This is a genomic window from Arthrobacter tecti, from assembly GCF_054511355.1.
In genome coordinates, this window is sequence record NZ_JBTNCT010000002.1 from 263,188 (window position 1) to 284,305 (window position 21,118).

The 21,118-nt window shown below is 64.9% G+C and carries 22 protein-coding genes and 1 pseudogene; 4 read left to right on the forward strand and 19 right to left on the reverse strand.

Going from position 1 to position 21,118, the window contains the following annotated elements; all coding sequences use genetic code 11:
• Positions 1-54 precede the first annotated feature (54 nt).
• Positions 55-1,005 carry an ADP-ribosylglycohydrolase family protein gene (locus tag ACX80C_RS03660; protein ID WP_459324872.1) on the forward strand — a complete coding sequence of 317 codons (951 nt, stop codon included), beginning with the start codon at positions 55-57 and terminating at the stop codon, positions 1,003-1,005.
• Between the two features lie 9 nt (positions 1,006-1,014).
• Here the strand turns inward: ACX80C_RS03660 and ACX80C_RS03665 are convergent, their stop codons facing one another.
• The 4 genes from ACX80C_RS03665 to ACX80C_RS03680 all read right to left on the reverse strand — a co-directional run bounded on the left by ACX80C_RS03665 (position 1,015) and on the right by ACX80C_RS03680 (position 4,115).
• A complete protein-coding gene (locus tag ACX80C_RS03665) occupies positions 1,015-2,004 on the reverse strand; it encodes a 3'-5' exonuclease (protein WP_459324873.1) in 990 nt (329 codons plus the stop codon).
• 133 nt (positions 2,005-2,137) lie between these two features.
• Positions 2,138-2,824: a hypothetical protein gene (locus ACX80C_RS03670; protein ID WP_459324874.1), complete on the reverse strand. Its 687-nt coding sequence runs from the start codon at positions 2,822-2,824 to the stop codon at positions 2,138-2,140.
• Positions 2,821-3,741 carry an ABC transporter ATP-binding protein gene (locus ACX80C_RS03675; RefSeq protein ID WP_459324875.1) on the reverse strand — a complete coding sequence of 307 codons (921 nt, stop codon included), beginning with the start codon at positions 3,739-3,741 and terminating at the stop codon, positions 2,821-2,823. The genes ACX80C_RS03670 and ACX80C_RS03675 overlap by 4 nt, the downstream gene beginning before the upstream one ends.
• A complete protein-coding gene (locus ACX80C_RS03680; protein ID WP_459325092.1) occupies positions 3,738-4,115 on the reverse strand; it encodes a GntR family transcriptional regulator in 378 nt (125 codons plus the stop codon). Before ACX80C_RS03680 ends, ACX80C_RS03675 begins: the two co-directional genes overlap by 4 nt.
• Positions 4,116-4,304: 189 nt before the next feature.
• Between ACX80C_RS03680 and ACX80C_RS03685 the strand changes: the two are divergent.
• Positions 4,305-4,471: pseudogene (locus ACX80C_RS03685) on the forward strand (SUMF1/EgtB/PvdO family nonheme iron enzyme); the annotation flags it as partial.
• A gap of 6 nt (positions 4,472-4,477) precedes the next feature.
• Here ACX80C_RS03685 and ACX80C_RS03690 read toward each other — a convergent pair.
• The 8 genes from ACX80C_RS03690 to clpS all read right to left on the reverse strand — a co-directional run bounded on the left by ACX80C_RS03690 (position 4,478) and on the right by clpS (position 9,998).
• A complete protein-coding gene (locus ACX80C_RS03690; RefSeq protein ID WP_459324876.1) occupies positions 4,478-5,128 on the reverse strand; it encodes a GNAT family N-acetyltransferase in 651 nt (216 codons plus the stop codon).
• Positions 5,125-5,799: a DedA family protein gene (locus tag ACX80C_RS03695; RefSeq protein WP_459324877.1), complete on the reverse strand. Its 675-nt coding sequence runs from the start codon at positions 5,797-5,799 to the stop codon at positions 5,125-5,127. Before ACX80C_RS03695 ends, ACX80C_RS03690 begins: the two co-directional genes overlap by 4 nt.
• Before the next feature lie 70 nt (positions 5,800-5,869).
• Positions 5,870-6,565, reverse strand: coding sequence for an RdgB/HAM1 family non-canonical purine NTP pyrophosphatase (gene rdgB, locus ACX80C_RS03700; RefSeq protein ID WP_459324879.1), 696 nt, complete (start codon positions 6,563-6,565; stop codon positions 5,870-5,872).
• Entirely contained in the window at positions 6,480-7,259 is a 780-nt protein-coding gene (gene rph, locus ACX80C_RS03705; RefSeq protein WP_459324880.1) for a ribonuclease PH, read from the reverse strand. The genes rdgB and rph overlap by 86 nt, the downstream gene beginning before the upstream one ends.
• A gap of 66 nt (positions 7,260-7,325) precedes the next feature.
• Entirely contained in the window at positions 7,326-8,117 is a 792-nt protein-coding gene (locus tag ACX80C_RS03710) for an MBL fold metallo-hydrolase (RefSeq protein WP_459324881.1), read from the reverse strand.
• Positions 8,114-9,052: a glutamate racemase gene (murI, locus tag ACX80C_RS03715; RefSeq protein ID WP_459324882.1), complete on the reverse strand. Its 939-nt coding sequence runs from the start codon at positions 9,050-9,052 to the stop codon at positions 8,114-8,116. The genes ACX80C_RS03710 and murI overlap by 4 nt, the downstream gene beginning before the upstream one ends.
• A 68-nt stretch (positions 9,053-9,120) precedes the next feature.
• On the reverse strand, positions 9,121-9,681 hold the full coding sequence (locus ACX80C_RS03720; RefSeq protein WP_459324883.1) for a DUF2017 domain-containing protein: 561 nt from the start codon (positions 9,679-9,681) through the stop codon (positions 9,121-9,123).
• Between the two features lie 11 nt (positions 9,682-9,692).
• The gene (gene clpS / locus ACX80C_RS03725; protein ID WP_459324884.1) at positions 9,693-9,998 is read right to left on the reverse strand and encodes an ATP-dependent Clp protease adapter ClpS; all 306 of its coding nucleotides are present in this window, start codon (positions 9,996-9,998) and stop codon (positions 9,693-9,695) included.
• Between the two features lie 85 nt (positions 9,999-10,083).
• Between clpS and ACX80C_RS03730 the strand changes: the two genes are divergently transcribed.
• Both ACX80C_RS03730 and ACX80C_RS03735 read left to right on the forward strand, forming a co-directional pair.
• Positions 10,084-11,415 carry a nicotinate phosphoribosyltransferase gene (locus ACX80C_RS03730; protein ID WP_459324886.1) on the forward strand — a complete coding sequence of 444 codons (1,332 nt, stop codon included), beginning with the start codon at positions 10,084-10,086 and terminating at the stop codon, positions 11,413-11,415.
• Complete coding sequence (locus tag ACX80C_RS03735) at positions 11,412-12,035, forward strand: isochorismatase family protein (protein WP_459324887.1); 624 nt, start codon at positions 11,412-11,414, stop codon at positions 12,033-12,035. The genes ACX80C_RS03730 and ACX80C_RS03735 overlap by 4 nt, the downstream gene beginning before the upstream one ends.
• 42 nt (positions 12,036-12,077) lie before the next feature.
• Here ACX80C_RS03735 and ACX80C_RS03740 read toward each other — a convergent pair whose 3' ends face one another.
• The 7 genes from ACX80C_RS03740 to ACX80C_RS03770 all read right to left on the reverse strand — a co-directional run bounded on the left by ACX80C_RS03740 (position 12,078) and on the right by ACX80C_RS03770 (position 20,930).
• Positions 12,078-13,865, reverse strand: coding sequence for a DEAD/DEAH box helicase (locus ACX80C_RS03740; protein ID WP_459324888.1), 1,788 nt, complete (start codon positions 13,863-13,865; stop codon positions 12,078-12,080).
• 10 nt (positions 13,866-13,875) lie between these two features.
• Positions 13,876-15,318, reverse strand: coding sequence for an MFS transporter (locus ACX80C_RS03745; protein WP_459324889.1), 1,443 nt, complete (start codon positions 15,316-15,318; stop codon positions 13,876-13,878).
• Positions 15,319-15,387: 69 nt separating this feature from the next.
• Positions 15,388-15,684, reverse strand: coding sequence for a DUF3039 domain-containing protein (locus ACX80C_RS03750; RefSeq protein WP_245192279.1), 297 nt, complete (start codon positions 15,682-15,684; stop codon positions 15,388-15,390).
• Positions 15,685-15,727: 43 nt separating this feature from the next.
• Positions 15,728-17,299, reverse strand: a complete 1,572-nt coding sequence (locus ACX80C_RS03755; protein WP_459324890.1) for a transporter — start codon at positions 17,297-17,299, stop codon at positions 15,728-15,730.
• Entirely contained in the window at positions 17,281-18,087 is an 807-nt protein-coding gene (locus tag ACX80C_RS03760) for an ABC transporter ATP-binding protein (RefSeq protein ID WP_459324891.1), read from the reverse strand. Before ACX80C_RS03760 ends, ACX80C_RS03755 begins: the two co-directional genes overlap by 19 nt.
• A gap of 69 nt (positions 18,088-18,156) precedes the next feature.
• Positions 18,157-19,143, reverse strand: coding sequence for a co-chaperone YbbN (locus tag ACX80C_RS03765; protein ID WP_459324892.1), 987 nt, complete (start codon positions 19,141-19,143; stop codon positions 18,157-18,159).
• Between the two features lie 53 nt (positions 19,144-19,196).
• A complete protein-coding gene (locus tag ACX80C_RS03770) occupies positions 19,197-20,930 on the reverse strand; it encodes a hypothetical protein (RefSeq protein ID WP_459324893.1) in 1,734 nt (577 codons plus the stop codon).
• Positions 20,931-21,118: the final 188 nt, after the last annotated feature.

Here is a 21,118-nt window from a genome sequence, read left to right on the forward strand (position 1 = left end):
TGAAGGCGCGCTGACGAGCCTGATCCCGCTCTGCCGGTGCCTAGACTGTTCTCCGTGACACAGCCTCCTGAACTCCGCAGCCGAATCACCGGATCGCTCCTCGGCGGGGCGCTCGCTGAAGCCTCCGCCGCGACCTCGGGCCGTTCCTTCGGCGACGCAACACAGCTGACCCTCTATACCGTCGACGGCCTGACCGAGGCCCTTGAGTGGGCTAACGACGGCGTTGCCGCGGACGAGACCGCCTGCCTCTGGCTCGCCTACCTGCGCTGGCTTCGCACCCAGGGTGAGGCGCCGCCGTCGTCCGCTCCGGCCCCTCCTTCCCGGTGGCTCGACCAACAGGAGGTCATGCGGCAACGCCGGAATCCCGACCCCACGAACCTGAGTTCGCTTGGCGGAGGGCAGATGGGAAGCCGCCAGCGCCCGCTGGCATCCGCCGACGACGGCGCCGGTGCGCTTCAGCGGTCCGCTCCCTTCGGCCTGCTTCCCAACGTTCCGGCGGCGATGACCGAGCGCCTGGCCCGGGACGCGGCCGCTATCACCCACGGCCACCGGGATGCGCAGCACTCGTCCGCCGTCCTTGCCGGGCTGGTGCATGAGATCGCGATCCGGGAACAACCGTTACCGGACGCCGTGCAGGCCGCCGCCCCACAGGCCGAAGCACTGGGCGCCGGAAGCCTCGCTACGGATCTGCGAGCGCTGGTGACCGGCATGGGCATGGGCAAAGCACTGGAACCGCCCGGCCAGAACGCTTCACAGACCCTCTGCACCGCCGTTCGGCTTGCGCTGAGGACGGCCGACGACGACGGCGCCGCTTCCTTCAGCGCGCTCCTCACCGCCGCAGCCGCGAGTGGTGAAAGCTCGAGAGTCGCCGCCGCGGTGGCAGGCAACATCGTGGGGGCGGTACATGGCATTGACGCGCTCCCCGAGGGTGCGATCGAAACGTTGGAGGGATCCGGCGTCGTCATGGAAATGGCGAGCAGGCTCGCCGCGTCAATCGGCGCCTGAACCCGCCTGCTACTGGCTGTTCGCAGGCCAGCGTCCGCCGGTCATCTGCAGAAATTCGGCTTCGGAGAGCACTTCGATGTTCTGCCCACGGTTGTGCAGCTCCATTACCCGGCGGGCCTTGCCGGTCACCTTGCCGCTCCGCAAATCCGATGCGACGAAGCCGTTGCCGACCACCAGCACGGTGGTCCTGCGGGTTACGGAACTCGCCGGCGATGCGCCGAGCACAGCGGCCCGCTGCTTCGCCTGGGGCCGCGGGATGCCGAGGTCGCCGGTGAAGACCACCGTTTGGCCGAACAGCGGGTGTGCCGGATCCGCCGCCGGGTTGGGTGGAGGATTCAGTCCCTCCTCCGGCCATCCCGCCCAGCCGCTTCCGGGTCCGCGCTGCAACGCCGTCAGGGTAGCCTTCGAGATTTCCGAGACGCCCGGTTCATAGGCCTCCAGCCGGGACATCCGCAGCCGGTGACCCGTGACCAGCTCCTCAACGGAGGCGGCTTCCGCGCGCCGGGCGATGTCCACCATGATGCCGGCGCATGCGCGGGCATCCTCCACGGCGTCGTGATGATTCACGAGCGGCACCCCCGCAGCCTCGGCCACGTACGGAAGGGAGTAGGAGACGAGGAAGTAGCTGCGTCGCGAAAGCAGGACGGTGCACGCGTAGTCGTAGGCGGGCCCGGGCTGGCCGGATACCTCAAGCGCGGAACGGATGACCCCGAAGTCAAATGCGGCGTTGTGCGCCACCAGCACGTCGTTACCGATGAACGCGCCGATCTCCGGGAAAAGCTCTCCGAAGCGGGGGCGGTTCGCAACCATGTCCGCTGTGATCCCGTGGATAGCAACGTTCCGGGAATCGAAGCGGTCATGGCCCTCGGGCGGCCGCATCAGCCAGTGCGCTTCCTCGACGATCTTCCCGTCGCGGACTTTACTGAGCCCAACGGCGCACGGCGATCCCCGAAATCCGTTTGCCGTCTCGAAGTCGATCGCCGTGAACTCAATTCCCACTTCAGACACGCTAGTCGGTGGAGCGTACCCTCCCGCGGAGGCGGCGCCGTGTGGCGTTCGAAGAGCAGCGTTCCATACCAGCCACGACGACGGCGGCTGGCCAGCCGACTGCTGCACCGGCCGGCTGCTCCCGCTACGGCACCGCCCGGCGGAGGGTGAGAAAGGACCCACCCGCCAGTGCGAGGACGAGGACTGTAAGCCAGCCAGCCACGTTCAGCTGCGTCTGCGAGGCGAGAAACTGTCCCACTTCAGGCCACGCGTTGCGTGTACCCACGATGTACATTCCCGCGACCAGCAGGAGTGCGACGCTGATTCCGGCGACAACCAGCCCGGTGGCCTGCCACCTCTTGTAGATGGTCGCCGACCAGAATCCGATCAGGAAGAGAGCCATCATCGTGGCGAAGTAGAACGCGATCGGCTGATACCAGGGGCCGTCGGCGATCCATTCGATGGCGAAGAAACGCCCGTTCACCCACCATCCGCCGGTCGCCTGCTCAATGAGGCCCATGAGCCAATAGAGCAGCGCAGTGGCCAGTGCTATACCTGCGAACAGGATCATCGTGCCGATGAAGAAGGTGCGCCGGGTGATGCTCAGCCCCTGCGAGAAGGGGAAGGTGAGCGTCAGCGACTGCATGCCCAGCGCAAAGAAGTACCACATGACGGCTTGTGAACCGCCGGAGTACTTGGCGCCCTCGTAGGGAATGAACGACCAGATGGCAACCGAGAGGCCGAAGGAGCCCACCAGGATGATGATCGGAATACCGATGAAGATCCACCGGTTGGTCAGCTGCATACGCATGACCTTGATGACGCGGTTCATTGGGTTACCTCCGAGAAGTGGGCGTCCGCCGTCGTGCTGGGCGCAGTGGAGGCGGCCAGGGTTTTGCGGACGATGAGTTGCTGGAGTGAGACCGGGGCCAGTTCCAACCCCAGGTCGGCGGCAGTCCGGATTTCCTCCTGCGTCAGTGTGCCGAGGGCCGTGACCGACGCAAGAGAAGCGAACCTGTCGGTGTGGACCACCTCCCGTGACCCGAGGAAGTCCGCCACCTTCTCGGCGGAGCCCACGATGGTGAAGGCTGAGCCGCGGATGGCTTCGGCTTCGTCGTTCATGAGGATGCGCCCCCGGTCAATCACAATCACGTGTTCGAGCAGGTTCGCTACCTCGTCGATCAGGTGAGAGGAAAGAATCACTGTGCGGGGATGTTCGGAGTAGTCCTCCACGAGCCGGTCGTAGAAGAGTTGGCGGGCAACCGCGTCCAGGCCGAGGTATGGCTCGTCGAAGAAGGTCAGCTCGGCACGAGAGGCGAGGCCGATGATGACGCCGACAGCGGACAACTGGCCGCGTGAGAGTTTCTTGATGGTGCGCCGCATCGGCAGCTGGAAATCTTCCACAAGCCGGTCCGCAAGCTCCTGGCTCCAGTTCGGGAAAAACAGCGCAGCCGACTTGAACGCGTGGGTCGCATTGAAGGAATCCGGGTACTTTTGCGATTCACGGATGAAGCAGATCCGGCTGAGGACGCGCTCGTTCTCGTAGGGATCCTCACCGAAAACCCGTACCTGCCCTGAGGTGGCAAAACCTTGCGCCGTCAGAATCGACATGAGCGTTGTCTTGCCCGCGCCGTTGCGCCCCAGAAGCCCATAGATACGGTTGGGCTCGAGCGAGAGAGTCACCTCCCGCAGCGCCTCGAATTTCCGGTACCGCTTGGTGACGCCCTGGATGTCGATGATGCTGCTCACGGTGTTCCCCCTTGAATGGCGTGCTCGCCCTGTCGAATCATGTCGGCCAACTCCGCCGGCTCGATTCCGAGCTTTCGCGCCTCGCGGGCGAGCGGTTGTACGTACTGGTCAAAGAACTGCTCGCGTCTGCGCTGCATCAGCACCGCGCGCGCTCCTGTTGAAACAAACATCCCGATTCCTCGTTGCTTGTAGAGAATCCCGTCATCGACGAGCCGGTTGACGCCCTTGGCGGCGGTGGCTGGATTGATGCGGTAGAAGGCGGCAAATTCGTTAGTGGACGGCACCTGGGACTCTTCGGCCAGCGTGCCGTCGATGATGTCGCTCTCGATCCGCTCCGCTATCTGCAGGAAGATCGGACGGCCTTCATCGATCAACACGACGCCCACCGCGGTCTGCGCGGATGCGTACCGCATACTCGCTTAGTGGGTTCATTACTCATGTAACTAACCATATAACCAAGACTGAGGAAGTCAAGCGGAATTTCGTGTCCGGCAGGAACAGCACTGAACAATGGACGCATGCGGCTAATCGACATCCAGACGGCAACTGTGCCCGCAGGCACGGCGGGCACATCGACGCCCACCTACGGCGACCTCACCGCTATCGCATGGACAGCGACCGACGGCGTACGCGCGCCACAGGAGGTTGGCTCAAGTTACCGAACGCCTACGGACTGTTCGACATGCTCGGCAACGTTTGGGAGTGGTGCTGGGACCATGCCGATGCTGCGTGCACTCTACCCGCCGGTGAGCAGCGCCCTCACCGGCTCGAAACCGCTCACCTGAAGGCTCCACTCCGGCCGCGTAAGGAACTCCTCCTCAAGACGGATATGCACCAGTCGGATCACTTCTCGGGGGCGGCCGACGACGTCGGACACGCCGTTCGCGCGGTAGCCGAGACTCTTCGACACTCCCAGCGACGCGCCGTTCCACTCGGCCGCCTCGGACAGCGCGGCCGTCGCGTTCAGGTAATCGAAGGCGAACAGTACGACGGCGGCACGCATTTCCTTGCCGAGCCCCTGACCCTGCACGGCCTGGGTGAGCCAGGAACCGCTGTGGACCGTCCGCAGCAACGCGAAGTCCCGTGCAGAAACGTCCTGCATGCCCACCACCCGGCCCTCGAACTCCACAGCGAAATTCAAAGTCCAGTTCCCGGGCTCCACAGTGCACCGCTGGCGCCACTGGTGCTTGGCTGTCTCGCGTATCAGCTGCTCGCGCGGCGCTTCGGTCCACGGCACACTGAACGGCATGACGGACGGGTCGTGGATTCCGGCCAGTACGGCGTCGACAACCTCGGGCAGCTGTTCGTCACGGACAAGCGCCAGCCGAAGCCGCGGTGTACGAAGCTCCAGATCGAAGAGCGGCCACACATCAGCCAGGCTCATCATGACGACTGGCGCCTACGCCGGACCTTGCGTACCTTGCTCACCACGAAGAAGGCGACCAGCAGCACCACGGCGGCAATCACGAGCTTCTGGAAGATGTCCGCGTACTGCTCCACGAGGTGCCAGTTCTCGCCAAGGTAGTATCCCGAGAGCACAAAAATGGTGTTCCAGATCAGGCTTCCCGCGAGAGTGAGGCCAAGGAACTTCCAGACCGGCATCCGTTCAATGCCGGCCGGGATGGACACCAGGCTGCGGAAGATGGGCACCATTCGACCAAAGAACACGGCCTTGTAACCGTGCCGGTTGAACCAGGCCTCTACACTGTCCACGTCCTCAATGTCCACCAGCGGCACCCTGGCCACAAGCCGGCGCATCCGGTCACGTCCCAGCAGTACACCGAGTAGATAGAGCAGGTACGCGCCGACGACGGATCCCGCAGTTGTCCAGAACAGCGCCTCAGCGAGGGAAAAATCTCCCCGGCTCGCAGTGAAGCCTGCCAGCGGCAGAATCACTTCACTGGGCAGCGGGGGGAAGAGGTTTTCGAGGGCGATAGCGAGTCCTGCGCCCGGTGCCCCGATTGTTTCCATCATGGTGACGGCCCAGTCGGCGACACCCCCGAGTAGGGATTCATTGCCGGTCTGGGTGGGCGCCATGGTGCTCAGTTCTGTTCTCATAACCCGGTTAAGTCTGCCCTATCAGGCATCGCAGTGAAGAAAGCACATCAGGGGACCGCCGTCGATACGCTTAGCGCAGAGCCTCCACGAGGGCGGCCAGCAGTTCCCTGAAAGCCTTCGAGCGATGACTGATCGAGTTCTTTTCGTCAGCTGAAAGTTCGGCGCAGCTGCGGTCCAGCCCCTCGGGCTGAAGAATTGGATCGTACCCAAAGCCACCGTCCCCGCGCGGAGCAGCAAGGAGCGTGCCGCGCAGCTCGCCCCGGGTCACAGTTTCGGCGCCGCCCGGCAGCGCGAGCGCCGCGGCACACACAAACCTCGCCGCCCGCCTATCGGGTGGTACGTCGCTGAGCTGGCCCAGCAGCAGGCGCAGGTTCGCGCCGTCGTCGCCGTGCCTGCCGGACCAGCGGGCAGAGAAGATTCCCGGCGCGCCGCCCAGCACATCGACCGCCAGGCCGGAATCATCCGCCACCGCGGGGATACCCGTGGCATCGGCGACCGCATGGGCCTTCAGGAGCGCGTTCTCCTCGAAGGTCACACCGCTTTCGACGACATCGGGCGCACCGGCCGCGACGGCGTCGATCACCTGGGTGTCGACGTCGAGACCCGGTACCTGGTCGCGCAGCAACGCGCGCAGTTCACGCAGCTTGCCGGCGTTCCGCGTAGCCAGGACGAGCCGCGCCTCAGGCACCGGCGCTCCCGCCGATGGTGTCCCGTTGAATCTGCGCGAGCTGACCGGTGCCAAGCAGTGCAAGGTCAAGCAGGGCATCCAGCTCGGCCCGGTCAAACGGTGCGCCCTCGGCAGTACCCTGCACTTCAACGAAACTTCCGCTCCCGGTCACCACAACGTTCATGTCAGTCTCAGCGCGCACGTCCTCCACATATGGCAGGTCCAGCATGGGCACTCCGTCAATGATCCCGACGCTGACTGCCGCAACGGTGTCCGTCAGCGGCCGGGCGGACTGGGCAATGATGCCGTGCTCCTTCGCGTAACGGATCGCCTCGGCCAGTGCCACGTAGGCGCCGGTAATCGCGGCGGTGCGGGTGCCGCCGTCGGCCTGGAGTACATCGCAGTCCAGCACGATGGTGTTCTCCCCAAGCGCCCTCGTATCGATGATGGAGCGCAGCGACCGGCCGATAAGCCGGGAAATCTCGTGGGTGCGTCCGCCGATCCGGCCTTTCACAGATTCCCGATCCGAGCGTGTATTCGTGGCGCGCGGGAGCATGGCGTACTCGGCCGTCACCCACCCTTTGCCCTCGCCTTTGAGCCAGCGTGGAACACCTGCGGTCAGTGAAGCCGTGCACAGCACCCGGGTATTGCCGAACTCGATCAGGGCTGAGCCCTCGGCCTGGTTGGACCACCCCCTGGTGATGCTGATCGGACGAAGCTGGTCCGGCGCGCGCCCGTCAGCACGGACAGTGGCGCGTGTTGACGCAGGAATCTGTGAGGAAGCGGAAGTCATACGCCAAGTCTGCCAGAGCCGCTTCGGGGCGGGCGACTCCTTAGGCGGCGCTAAGGAGACACCGGGTCAGACTGCGTAGGAGACTCCGGCTACCGCCACCGCGACGTCGCCGGCGTAACTGGTCCGGGCCTCCTCCATGGTTCGCACGGCGTCATTCCAGACCGGCAGGTGGGTGAGCAACAGACGCCGGGACGCTGCAGCGGAAGCTACGTCACCTGCACGCTTGCCGGTGAGGTGCACGCCGCGGATGGCGTCGTCGCGGCCCTCGTGAAACGCGGCTTCGCAGAGGAAGATGCTCGAACCGGCGGCAGCCTCGACCAGACCCTCACACGCGTCCGTGTCGCCGGAGTAGGTCAGGATCCGCTTGCCGCCGGGCGCTTCGGGATCCGACACCTCAACCCGCAGCGCATATGCCTCCTCGACGGGGTGCAGCACGGGGAAAGGAGTAATGGTGAACGGCCCCAGCGTCACGGGCGTACGCGGCGCCCAGGAGTGAAACTCGAAGTCCTCGTGCATGCCCGGCTCGGGGTCCAGGCCATAGGCCGTTGCCATGCGGTCCGCCGTAGCGGCCGGGCCCCAGACCGGAATACGTGGCTGGTTCCATCCTTCCGGGTCCCAATGGACTGCGACATGGAGCCCGCAAAGGTCCATGCAATGGTCGGGATGCAGGTGGGTCAGGAAGATACCGTCAATATCCCTGAGGTCCATGTAGCGCTGCAGGGCACCGAGTGAGCCATTGCCCAGGTCCAGCAGGATCCGCCAGGTCTTGCCGTCTTCCTGCACCGTAATGAGGTAGCAGGAAGCAGGTGACTGCGGGCCGGGAAAGGAGCCGCTGCATCCGACGATGGTCAATTTCATCGCTGGGGTGTCCCGGGACCTGCATCCGCTCGCGCCGAGGAGATCATCTCCGGCGTGATGCGTGCCATGCTGCCTGTCGGGTACTGGGCGGCCACCCGGTCAACGTGCTCAACGCTCAGTACTTCCGGGCCGAGGAAGCGCCGCGCCAGCTCCTCGAACCTCGCGGCGTCGCCGGTTGCAACGAAATGGTGTCGCGGCGGTGTGGAGGCCGTACGCAGCAAATCGTGTGAGACGAGGGCTCGGTATACGTCTTTGGCGGTTTCCTCCGCGCTGGAGACCAGGGTGACGGAATCTCCCATGACGTAGGAAATCACGCCGGTGAGCAGAGGGTAGTGGGTACAGCCGAGAACGAGCGTGTCCACGTCCGCATCACGCAGGGGTGAAAGGTAGCCTGCGGCGGTTGCCAGCAGGTCCGGGCCGGCGGTAATCCCGGCTTCTACGAACTCAACGAATGCCGGGCACGCCGCGGAGACTATCTCCAGATGCGGGGCCGCGGCGAAGGTGTCCTCGTATGCGCGTGAGCCGACGGTTGCGCTGGTCCCGATGACTCCTATGCGACCGGTGCGCGTCGACGCGACCGCTCTCCGGACCGCGGGTTGGATCACCTCGATCACGGGGATGCCGTAGCGCGCCGTGTAGCGTTCGCGTGCATCGCGCAGCACCGCTGCGGATGCGGAGTTGCAGGCAATGACCAACAGTTTGACGCCGGAATCGACCAGCTCATCCATCACCCCGAGCGCGTGGGCACGCACCTGCGCGATGGGAAGCGGCCCGTATGGCCCGTGAGCGGTGTCCCCGACATAGAGAACGGACTCATGCGGCAACTGATCGATCACGGCACGGGCCACGGTCAGACCACCCACGCCGGAATCAAAAATGCCGATCGGCGCCTCCGTAGTCTGGAAGACGGCGTCGTCGGCAGCGGCAGAACTCATGATCCTTTGAGGATAGGACGCGCCGCCCCCATTAGCTAAGCGAGAGGGCGTGTCCTTGGTCACATCACTCATCGATGAGCTGCGCCCAGAAGTGCCTGCATCAGCCCCTCCTGCAACCAGGTCACGAAGTTATAGACCAGCGCAAGATACGATTCAAGGTCCTCCGCGTCCTCCAGATCTGCGATCTCGTGCAGACGCGCCGCATCCTCATCCGTTTCGATCCGGAGCCGGTCCGCCAGGACCAGCCGCACGTCATTGAAGGCGCGGGCAAGCATCTGCGCCTGCTCGGGATTCAGGAGAACCTGGGGGTTCTCCAGCAGCAGGGCGGCTCCCCTCAGCGCGCCGACTTTGTCCTCCCGAAGCGAGCGCTCGGTGAGGCGCCTGAACTCGAGGGCCTCGGCGTCGTCGTTCCGCACCGCATCCGGCAGCAGCCGGCCAACCGCACTGTCTTCAGGCTTGACGGCCTCTGAATCGAGTCCGACCAGGGCCGCCAGCGGGTCCTCGTTCTCGCGGACTTCAGGCTCAAGGAGCTGCACGACGTCGTCGAACAGGCGGCGTAGCAGCCTCAGCTCGCCTGCCTCGAACTCACCCGCGATACCGCGCCGCGTTGCCTTGAATGCCTTTGCCACCTGCTTCTCCCCTATGCGTCCGCTGTCTGGAAAGTGGCCCACAAACCGAATGAATGCATCGCCACGGTGTCCCGCTCCGCCTGTTCGCGCGAGCCGGTGGAAACCACCGATCGGCCCTGCTCATGCACCTCGAGCATCAGCGTGCGGGCCTTCGCTTCGCTGTAACCGAAGTACGTCTGGAAAACGTACGTCACATAGCTCATGAGGTTCACCGGATCATTCCACACAATCACAACCCACGGCACGTCGATACTCGTCAGGTGGTCAACGTCGGTTTCCTCACGCTGGTGGGTTTCGGGAACAACGCCAACACTCATGATCCCCATTGTAGGTCGGCGACTGCCCTTACCTGACGTGAAACCGACGGTACTCATTGGCCGGACGCGGGGCTAGAGTTTTCGTGTGAGCCCCAATAGCACCTGGCAGCATCCCAACTCCGCGCTCTATACCGACCACTACGAGTTGACCATGCTGCAGGCCGCCCTGCATTCGGGGGCCGCACACCGCACCTCGGTGTTCGAGGTCTTCACCCGCCGGCTTCCCGAGGGGCGGCGCTACGGCGTCGTTGCCGGCACCGGCAGGCTGCTTGAGGGGCTGCAGCACTTCCGCTTCGAAACCTCCCAGCTGGATGCCCTGGCAGCCGCGGAGGTGGTCGACGACGCCACACTGGACTGGCTGTCCCGTTTCCGGTTCACCGGCAATATCTGGGGCTACGCAGAGGGCGAGGCGTACTTCCCGCACTCACCGATCCTCATTGTCGAGGGCAGTTTCGCTCAGGCGTGCATCTTGGAGACGTACCTGTTGTCCGTCCTGAACCACGACAGCGCCATCGCCTCCGCCGCTTCGCGAATGACCGGTGCCGCCGGCTCCCGGCCGTGCATTGAGATGGGGTCGCGCCGCACGCAGGAGGAGTCCGCCGTGGCTGCGGCACGGGCCGCGATTATCGGCGGCTTCGCAAGCACGTCCAACCTGGAGGCCGGGCGACGCTATGGCATTTCGACCGTCGGGACCGCCGCCCACTCCTTCACGCTGCTCCACGACTCCGAGCCCGAGGCATTCGCCGCGCAGGTGGCAGCGCTCGGCAAGGGAACCTCGCTGCTGGTGGACACATACGACGTCGAACGCGGCGTCCGCAATGCCGTCGCCGCGGGTGGACCGGACCTCGGCGCAGTCCGGCTGGATTCCGGCGATCTGGTGGAACAGGCGCGATGGGTACGCCGGCTTCTGGATGATCTCGGCAACCACCAGACGCGCATCGTAGTCACCTCGGACCTTGACGAATACGCAATTGGCCTGCTGGCATCGGCGCCGGTGGACTCCTACGGCGTCGGAACGTCCCTGGTGACCGGCTCGGGAGCCCCAACTGCGGGCATGGTCTACAAGCTGGTGAGCCGCACGGACGATCACGGAGCATTCGTTTCAGTAGCCAAGACGGCCACGAACAAGGCTTCCGTGGGCGGGCGGAAGTACGCGCTGCGACGGCTGGACCAGTCCGGGACCGCGGTTGCCGAAGTGATCGGCGTGGGCCGTGCACCGCACGACGACGGCAATGACCGCCCGCTGTTGCAGCAGTTCGTCGCGGAGGGAGAAGTGCTGGATCTCTGGACCGGCCCCGAGGCTGTCCACCGCGCCGCGGAGCGTCACCGGAACTCCATGACGGAACTCCCCGGTTCCGTCATGCGTCTCCAACGTGGAGAACCTGCCATCCCCACCGAGTTCGAGGAGCTTCCATGACCCGCGCGCTGATCATCGTCGACGTGCAGAACGATTTCTGCGAGGGCGGGTCGCTTGCAGTTTCCGGCGGCGCGGAAGTTGCCCAGTCCCTCAGCGACCATATCGACGCCGAAGCCGGCCATTATGACTACATCATCGCCACGCAGGACTGGCACATCGACCCTGGTTCACACTTCTCCGACGAGCCCGACTACGTGGACTCCTGGCCGGTGCACTGTGTCGCTGAGCAGGCCGGTTCACTGTTCCACCCCGACCTCGACACCGAAAGTTTCGACGCGGTGTTCCGGAAGGGGCAGTATGAAGCGGCCTATTCCGGCTTCGAAGGGGTTCTGGCACCCGAGGACCAGGTGCCGACGGGTGAGCAGAAGCTGACGGCGGTGCCGGCAGCCCTGCCGGACGACGCCGTCTCGTTGGATGACTGGCTGCGCGACCGCGAAGTCGACGAGGTGGTCATTGCAGGCCTTGCGGCGGATTACTGCGTCCGGGCCACGGCGCTCGACGCCGTCGGCGCCGGTTACTCAACGTCAGTACTGGTCGACTACACCCGTCCCGTCCATGCTGAACGCCTGGGTGAGGTACTGGTGGAACTGGAAGATGCCGGCGTCGAACTGGTCGATTGACCCGATGCCTCGCCGGTTGACTTCCAGGTAGCTCAGTTGTCCTCAGGTACGGCCAATGAACCAGTCCTGCAGCTTCTTCAACCGCCGCTGCAGCTGTTCCTCGTTGGCCTGGGCAACCGCCGGACCGCCGCACGCCTTCCGCAACTCGGTATGGACAACGCCATGCGGCATGCCGGAGCGCGCCGACCACGCCGCTACGTTCTTCGCGAGTTGTCCGCGCAGTTCAGTGAGTTGCCGGTGGTCGACGACATCAGGCGCTGCGGGTTCCTGAGCCGCGGAGCCTGACTGAGCTGGCCGGCGTCGTGATTGTTGTTCCTGCTGCCGCTGGCGAAGAAGCACGCCCACCTGATCGGCGTCCAGCAGGCCGGGAATTCCGAGAAAGTCCAGTTCCTCCTCGCTTCCCATCGCGCCGCCCGTGCCGAACTCACCACCGTCGAACAGGACGCGGTCGAAGGCCGCCTGCGACTCGAGGGCCTCGAACTTCTGCTTCGTCAGCTCATCGGAGGCCTTCTCCTCCCGGTTGGCCGCCTCCATGAGCGCCTCTTCCGGTGCGAGACCGTCTTCGTTGTTATCCGGCCGGTCCAGTGCATGGTCGCGCTCGACCTCCAATTGGTTGGCCAGCAGCATGAGATTCGGCACGGACGGCAGGAAGACCGACGCCGTTTCTCCGCGCCGCCGTGCGCGAACGAAACGCCCTACCGCCTGCGCGAAGAACAACGGCGTGGCTGTCGACGTCGCGTAGACGCCGACAGCCAGGCGCGGCACGTCAACGCCTTCTGACACCATGCGGACCGCGACCATCCAGCGGGTCTCGGACGCGGAGAAGTCCTCGATTTTCCCCGATGCCTTGGCATCATCGGAAAGGATGACGGTGGGCGATTCCCCGGTAATCTTCTTCAACTGTCCGGCGTAGGCGCGGGCATCCTCGTGGTCGGTGGCGATTACCAGACCGCCCGCGTCCGGAACCGTGCGCCGGACCTCCGTCAACCGGCGGTCCGCTGCCGCGAGTACCGCAGGAATCCACTCGCCGTTCGGATTCAGCGCTGTCCGCCAGGCCTGGGCAGTGATGTCCTTTGTCACCGCCGCTTCCCCGAGGGAGGCCGCCATCTCCTCACCGGCGCTGGTGCGCCAGCGCATCTGGCCGGAGTACGCCATGAAGATGACCGGACGGACCACGTGGTCGCGCAGCGCGTCGCCGTACCCGTACGTGTAGTCGGAGCGGGACCGGCGAATGCCGTCCGCGTCTTCGGCATACTCCACGAAGGGGATCGCCGCTGTGTCGGAACGGAACGGCGTACCGGTCAGCGCCAGACGCCGGGTGGCCGGCTCGAAAGCCTCCCGGATGCCGTCGCCCCAAGACAGCGCGTCGCCGCCGTGGTGGATCTCATCGAGGATTACCAGCGTCTTGGCGGCCTCGGTCTTCGCACGGTGGAGCATCGGTTTGCTCGCGACCTGGGCGTAGGTCACCGCCACGCCGATGAACCCCTGACCGTGACGGCCGTCCGCGTTGCGGAAGTTGGGGTCGATGGATAGACCCACGCGCGCAGCGGCGTCCGACCATTGCCGCTTCAGGTGGTCCGTGGGAGCGACGACGACGATGCGGTTGACGATGCGCCGCTCCACCAGTTCCGTGGCAACGCGCAATGCGAAGGTTGTCTTGCCCGCACCCGGCGTGGCGACGGCCAGGAAGTCCTGCGGAGAATCGGCGAAGTACTTGGCGAGCGCTTCCTCCTGCCATTGACGGAGCTTGGGTGCTGTACCCCACGCAGCGCGCTCTGGATAGGCAGGCGGCAGGGCCGGCGTGGTGCCGAACAGTGCGTTGTTGCTCACTTGTGTGGACTTACACCTTTCGCGGCTCGGCTGCACCTGCTGGGAGGGCAGCCCGGTCACCCTGCGCAGCCCTCAACCCGGCCACTATACCGACAACCGCGAACACACACAGAGCCAGCCAGATTGCAACAAAGACGGGCACCTGCCCGGGGTCCGAAGGGTCCCGGAGCAGTGCGAACAATGCCCCGGCGCCCGCCGTTCCGATCACGCCGCCGAGCTGGTCGGAGAGCTGAAGCGCGGCCGAGTTCCGTCCCTGTTCCTCCGGCTTGGAAAGTTTCAGCACCAGCACCGAAGTGCTGGAGAGAGTGAGGCCCATGGCGAAGCCGGCTGCGCTCCACACAACCACCAATGCCCAGAACGGCACGCCGTCCAACGCCGTCAGCGCCAGAGAGCCGATGCTGATGGACAGCAGGGAGGCTCCGATCACCAGCAGCCATTGCCGGCGGAAGGTGACCCTCGCCTGCACGAACGAGCCCGCACTCCAGCCGATCGCCGCGGCGCTGAGAGTCAGGCCTGCCGTGGAGGCGTCCAACCCATGGGCGGATACCAGCATGAGCGGGATGAATGCCTCGGCGCCGAAGAAGGCCACGGTGAGTAGGCCCCGGGTGGCAATAACGCTCGGCAGCCCGCTTGCAAGGCGCAAGGTACCGTGTGGCAGGAGCCGGGGAAGGCTTACCGCCGCAGCAACCATGCCCGCGATCCCGAGAAGTACGTAAAACCATCCGGAGACCGGATCCGAGAACCCCGATTCTGCAACCCGGGTCAGGCCGAACTGCGCCGCGAACACGCCGCCCGCCAGCAATACGCCCGTCACCGCGCTGCGGCGCGCTGCGGCGTCAAGCGCTCTTCTCGGTCCCGGAGCTTTCAGGCTCGCGGTGCGAGGCCACACCAGCAGAAAGGCTGCGAGAACAACCGGTGCCACGCCCAGGAAGACCCACCGCCAGCTCGCCTCCTCCGCAAGGATGCCCGCAAGGTACGGTCCGATCAGGGAAGGGACCACCCATGCGGCAGCAAGCCAGCCGAAGACCACAGGCTGCATCCGTTGGGGATACGCCTGAGCGATGATCACGTACACGGCAACGATCATGAAACCGCCGCCCAGTCCCGAGACGGCGCGGCCGGAAGTCATCAGCCAGAACACCGGGGCGCTGCCGGAGATCAGCAGCCCGAGGACCATCAGGCCCATGCCGACGGCGAGCGCCGGGCGCGGGCCCCGCCGGTCGCACCACGATCCACCCAACACGCTGCCCAACAGCGAGGCCGTGAGGTACATCGAAAACGCCAGACCGTAACTGGCCACACCGTTCAGTTCCGACGCCACGGACGGCATCGCCGTGACCACCGCCATAGCCTCGAAGGCGGCACACGTGATGATGGCGATGACGCCGACGGTCAATGACCGCAGCGGGGCGGACATTGCTCCGCCGCGCGGTGGAGCGTCCGGTTCAGGCATGGCTTACCCCATCGGCAAGAAAAGCTTCCGCTGGGCTCATGGCTCAGTGGAAGCCGGAAAAAGTTGGTTCTAGGAATCGTCTCCGGAACGCATGGAGTTATAGATTTCCTTGCACTCAGGGCAGACGGGGAACTTCTGTGGATCGCGCCCGGGTGTCCACACCTTCCCACAAAGGGCTATGACCGGCTCGCCGGAGAGCGCAGATTCCATGATCTTTTCCTTGCGCACATAGTGCGCAAACCGCTCCCGGTCGCCCGGCTCGACCTCCTCGCGAAGTTCCTCGCGCTCGATCGTTGCCGTGGAGGTCCCGGAGTCTCCGGGCATTCCGTGCGGGCTGTCGTCAAAAGGATCTGCTGGCGTGCTCATAGGGTCCATCCTACTGCCGGCGGGCAGTCCAAGGCGGTGCAGCTCACTTGTTCACGCTCACGGCCTGGAGCAGTTCAGGACCCCGCCGGTCATACCACTTCCCACCGATCCGGATGCCCAGAATCAACGCAGTTGTACCCAGCAGGAGCCCTGCCGCAAGGGTCAGCCAGCCATACACCGCATGGCCGGAGACGACGTAAGCAATGGTGAGTGCGATCTCGGGGAGCAAAAGCAGAAGCAACACCATCCAGCCCAGCATCTGAATGGTGAACATAGAGAAGCTGGTGCCGGGCGGGGTCTTGAATGCGCTCTCGCCGGGCAGGGGAACGTTGTAGGTGTACCTGGCCGAAATCACGCTGGAAAGCCCCGCGCCGGTCAGGAGCGCGCCCATGCTCAGCCCCAGCATCATCGGCAGGTCCTGCAGCGATCCGTTCAGCCAGAGTGGCACCACCGTGAACACGATGGTCACCGGCAAAGCGAACACGCCGAGCGCAAGCACCCTTCCCGCGCGGTCTGCCTTGCCGCTGACACCCGTCGAAAGGTGAGTCCAGAATGCGGTGTTGTCGTAGGAGATGTCAGCGGAGATCGACCAGGCCAGCAGGAACGCGGTGAGCGGACCCACATAGGTGAGCAGCGTCAGGTCGCCGGACTCGCGGTTGATGAACCACAGGATGATCGGCAGCAGCGGCACGATCACCACAGACGCCGCGTAGCGCGGATCGCGCATCCAGTAGATCAGGGCGCGGGCTGCGACCGCGCCGGTCGGCGTAGCAGGAAAGCGCGCGAACAACCCGAGATTGCCGGCACCCTTTCGCGACACGGAGTTGAAGGCTGGCGTCACCAGTGCATGGCTGAGGCTCTTCTGCCACAGCCAGCCCAGCACGGCGATGGTCAACACCCCGATGACGAACCGTCCGAGCGCCAGTGGCACGTTTCCCGCTGCAATGTCCGCCGGAACTGCCCAGAAAACTCCAAGCGGTGTCCAGGCAAGAACATCCGCCAGTTGCCCGGCGAAGCCCGGGGAGCTTTGGAATCCGGCGGTAATTCCAGCAATGATCGGGCCGAGAAGGATCAGCGGAATGATGGCGACGGTCGAGCTGAGGTCCTTGAACTTGCGCGAAGACGCAAGCGCGGTACCCGCAGTTGTCACCAGCCGCGATCCGACAATGCACAGAAGAACCGCGCCCACGGCGCACACCGCAGCTGCCAGCGCAGCAAGCGGAAAGCGGATCCAGGTGGCGACCAGTGTCAGCGAAGCGATCAGGGTGACCACCCCGGGGATACCGACCACTGCCCCAATGGTCAGCCCGGCAATCAGCTGGCGCATCGGTACCGCGAAGGTCACGAAGCGTGCCGGATCCAGCGTCATGTCGACGCCGGCGGCCACCAGCGGGATCACGAGCCACCCAAGCACGGTGACGGAACCTCCGATGACGACGACGGTGCGCACGAGTTCCTGGTCCGCGGATCCCAGCGCGATCAGGCCCGCGACCACGAGCCCCAGCAATCCGAGACCGTAGAGGCTGCCGAGGATCACCCCGATAAGCTGCCAGGTGCTGCGCTTCAGTGAGTTCCGCAGCAGTGTGAGTTTGAGCCTTATAAGGTGCGCAACCATGCCAACCCCTCCGCGGTGTTCCTGCCGCCGACCAGTTCAACGAAGCGGTCCTCAAGGCTGGCTTCCCCACGGACGGCATCCACTGTTCCGGCGGCGAGCACTGTCCCCGCCGCGATCACTGCAACGTGGTCGCACATGCGCTGCACCAGGTCCATAACGTGGCTTGAAACGATGACGGTTCCGCCGGAGCTGACATAGCTCGACAGGATGTCACGGATGTTCGCGGCAGATACCGGGTCCACCGACTCGAACGGTTCATCCAGCACCAGAAGACGCGGCGCGTGGATGAGCGCGGACGCCAGAGCAATCTTTTTGGTCATGCCTGCCGAGTAATCGACCACCAGGGTGCCGGCGTCGTTGGTCAGGTCGAGCGCACGCAACAGGTCACCCACCCTGGAAGTCACCTCGTCGCGGTCCATTCCGCGCAGCAGTCCCGCATAGGTGACCAGTTGCTCCCCCGTGAGGCGGTCGAAGAGCCGCACCCCGTCCGGCAGGATGCCCATCAGCTTCTTCGCCTTGAGCGGGTTCTGCCAGACGTCGACGCCGTGCACCCACGCCTGCCCGTGTTCGGGACGAAGAAGACCAGTGGCCATTGACAGCGTGGTGGTTTTCCCTGCTCCGTTTGGTCCCACAAGCCCGTAGAAGGAACCTATCGGAACGTCCAGGTCGATGCCGTTGACCGCGATCTTGTCACCGAAGCGTTTTGCGAGGCCACGCAGTGCGAGCGCGGGCCGCCCCGCCACTGTGTCCGGGTCGGACGAATCTGACGCAACAGGTTGGGAAGTCATGATTCCACGCTAGCAACTGAGCCAGCACAGGTTCCTCATCCGAAAGGACTAAAACCCGTCCCCTGATCTTTAGAAAAGTGCCCTCGCGAGCGCGCTGCGCGCCTTCACTACCCGCGGGTCGCTGGGGCCCACGATGTCGAACAACGCCAGAAGGCGAAGACGGGCAGCTTCTCGGTCCTCGCCGGCGGAACGGGCGATGAATCCCGTGAGCCTGCTGAATGCGTCCTCGACGTGCCCTCCCGAGAGGTCGAGGTCCGCGACCGCCAACTGCGCTTCCACCGATTCGGGAGACTCCGCTGCGGCACCACGGAGCGCCGCAGCATCAGCACTTTCGAGGCGCTGCATCAGTTCCACCTGTGCCAGGCCGGCCTTCGCGTCGGAGTCTGACGGCTGTTCGGCCAGCGCCTTACGGTAGGCTGCCGCCGCAGCGGCGTAGTCGCCGGACTCGATGGCGTCGAACGCTTCCTGGTGGAGCGGCGGCAGCGGAGCTTCGGCAGACTCTTCTGATGGAGCATCTCCGTTCCCCGGTTCATCATTGAGTGACCCGGCGACCCCGTTTGCCTGTGCCACCTTCAGCAACTCGTCCACATAGGACCGGATCTGCGCTTCTTCGAGCGGCCCCTCGAAGAGCGGCACCGGCTGGCCTTTCAGCACCGCGACGACGGTCGGGACGCCCTGTGCCTGGAATGCCTGGGCAATTCCGGGCTGGGAATCGAAGTCCACACGGGCGAGCAAGACCGCGCCTGCCTGCTCCACGGCGATAGTTTCGAGGACGGAAATGACCTGTGCGGACTGGTCGCTCCAGGACGCCCCGAGCGCCACAATGACCGGGACCTGGGCCGAAAGCTGGACGAGCTGCGGGAACACCTGCTCGGTGACATCGACAATGTACGGGCTTGAGGGTTCGCCTGCGCCCGAACTGCCGCCAGGGGCTGCGGTGCCGGAATCCTGCGCACCCTTCGACTGCGCGCGGGCCTTGAGCGCGGACAGATCCACAGCGCCGCGCAGATTCATCGACGACGGCGCCGGGCCGCCCGGGGAGTTTGGGATAGTCATGGTTTCACCTTATTACTGGATCATTGCTGGATCAGTCAGTCCGGACCGCGGACTTAGCGCAACTCGGCCGAAAGCAGCTGCTGGGCAGCGCCGATCACGGTGATGCGCTCCTCGCTGTCCGCGGCGGGAACGTACATCATCACGGCTTCGCCGTAGCGGACATCAATCCCCTCCTCGGTGGAGTTCTCCCCGGTAAGGGTCTCGTAGACCGTTCCGTCAAGCGCAATCGAGTCTCCAGGCCCTTCGGGAACGCTGCTATAGGTGTGATTCAGGTAACCGAACACCATGGCACCGCCGTCGCCCGTGGAGATCGCCCGTGTATTCTCCGGCGCTGCCTCATGGGTGAACGTGATTTCAGCGGAGTCATTGCCCGCGTCCGCCACCACATCGGATTGGAAGGAGGTAATGGCGTCCGCGAAGGAGTTCGGCTCGAACGTCTCCGCGTTGTCCCCGTCGGAGTTGGTGAGGTAGTTGGCGATCGCCGAGACGGCGTCCTGGGGAGATACAGCAAGGCTGCCTGCCTCATCGACGGGCAATTCCTCAAGGCCCTCGGGTGATCCCTTGGTGGGGAACGTTGTACCCGGAAGCATCTGGATGGACGAGGTCATCCGGTAGTTGGACCGGGGGTCTTCCTGAACCAGCACCAATGCCTGCGGCACAGGGTTCGATTCGCCCTGGGTCAGTGCCACGACGGTGCGCGGCCATTCGTTTCCGGTCGGGATCATGCTGGTCAGCACGGGTTCTGCGGCAACCGGTGTTGGAGCCGCTACGTCATCGGCCTGTGAGCGCACCGAATAGTTCGCTCCCCGCAGCGTGGCCGCTGCTCCGGCGACGCGGGGTTCGAGCAGGGTGGCATCGGCGGCGGCGTCGGCCTCGGCGACGGTGGTCGCGACGGACTCGAGAATGCGATTCAGCTGACTTTCAAGGACCACCGGGAATTCGGCCGCGTCCCCTGTCTGGGCTTCTTCGGTGGCGTCCGCTGCTTCAGTTGTCTCGGCTGCTTCGGTGGAGGACGGCGCGGGAGTCGTAGTTTCCGCCGCGTGTGCGATGCCACTCCCCGACAGCCCCAGGGCGGCAGCAAAAGCCAGGCTCAGGGGCGCGCGGGCCGGCAGCTTTGCGAACGCGCGCCTGGAGTCGCCGCGGCGGTTCTGCGCTCTGGCGTGCGCTCGCGATCCGACTGTAACCGGCCGCCGTCGTCCTCCCCCGGGCTTGATGAACGCGAGGGCGATGCCCAGCACCAGCAGGAGGGCTCCGATGATCATCAGCGGGACTGCCCAAGGGGTGGCGGTGTTGTTGGGACTCGTAATGGAAATCGCAGTAGGTGCCGGAGCTTCGCCGTCTGCTGCGATGAGAATGGACCACTCCCCCTCGCCAGGGTTCAGCCAGCGGTGCGTGAGGCTGCCCTCGGCCGTCTCCTCACTTGTCCAAAGATCAGCGCCACTTGGATTCGGTACGGTATCTTCGCCGTCGGTGAACTCAGTCAACAGTTCATCTTCACCCACACCGGTCACGGCCAGGTGCGCGGCGCCGCCTACCCAGGCCTCGACGTCGTTAGCCCGGCCCACCGCAAGGGTGAAAGGACCTTCTGATTCAACCGTAATGTCCACTTCGTCGGCGTCCGGCGCCTTGGCACCGGCGTCGATCACTGTTACGGGACCGCTCTGGACATCCTGGGGAACGGAAACCGTCACTGTCTCCGGCGGCGCCCACCAGGTGAGCTGGCCAATGCCCAGCAGGACCAGCAGGGCGCCGATCACCATGACGGGAGCAGCAATTGGGAAGCGCACTAAAGAACCTATCGTTGGGTTGGAAGAACGCCCGACAACGGGCAGAACAACTCGACCCCATGGTAACGAAGATGCCTTGATGGCGCCTGCACGCGGTTTTCCATTCCGGGGCCACATTTCCAACGCGCAACAGGAGGACGAAGTTTCCCCGGTGGTGCAGATGCTCCTGTTAGTGTTTCGCTAGTCAT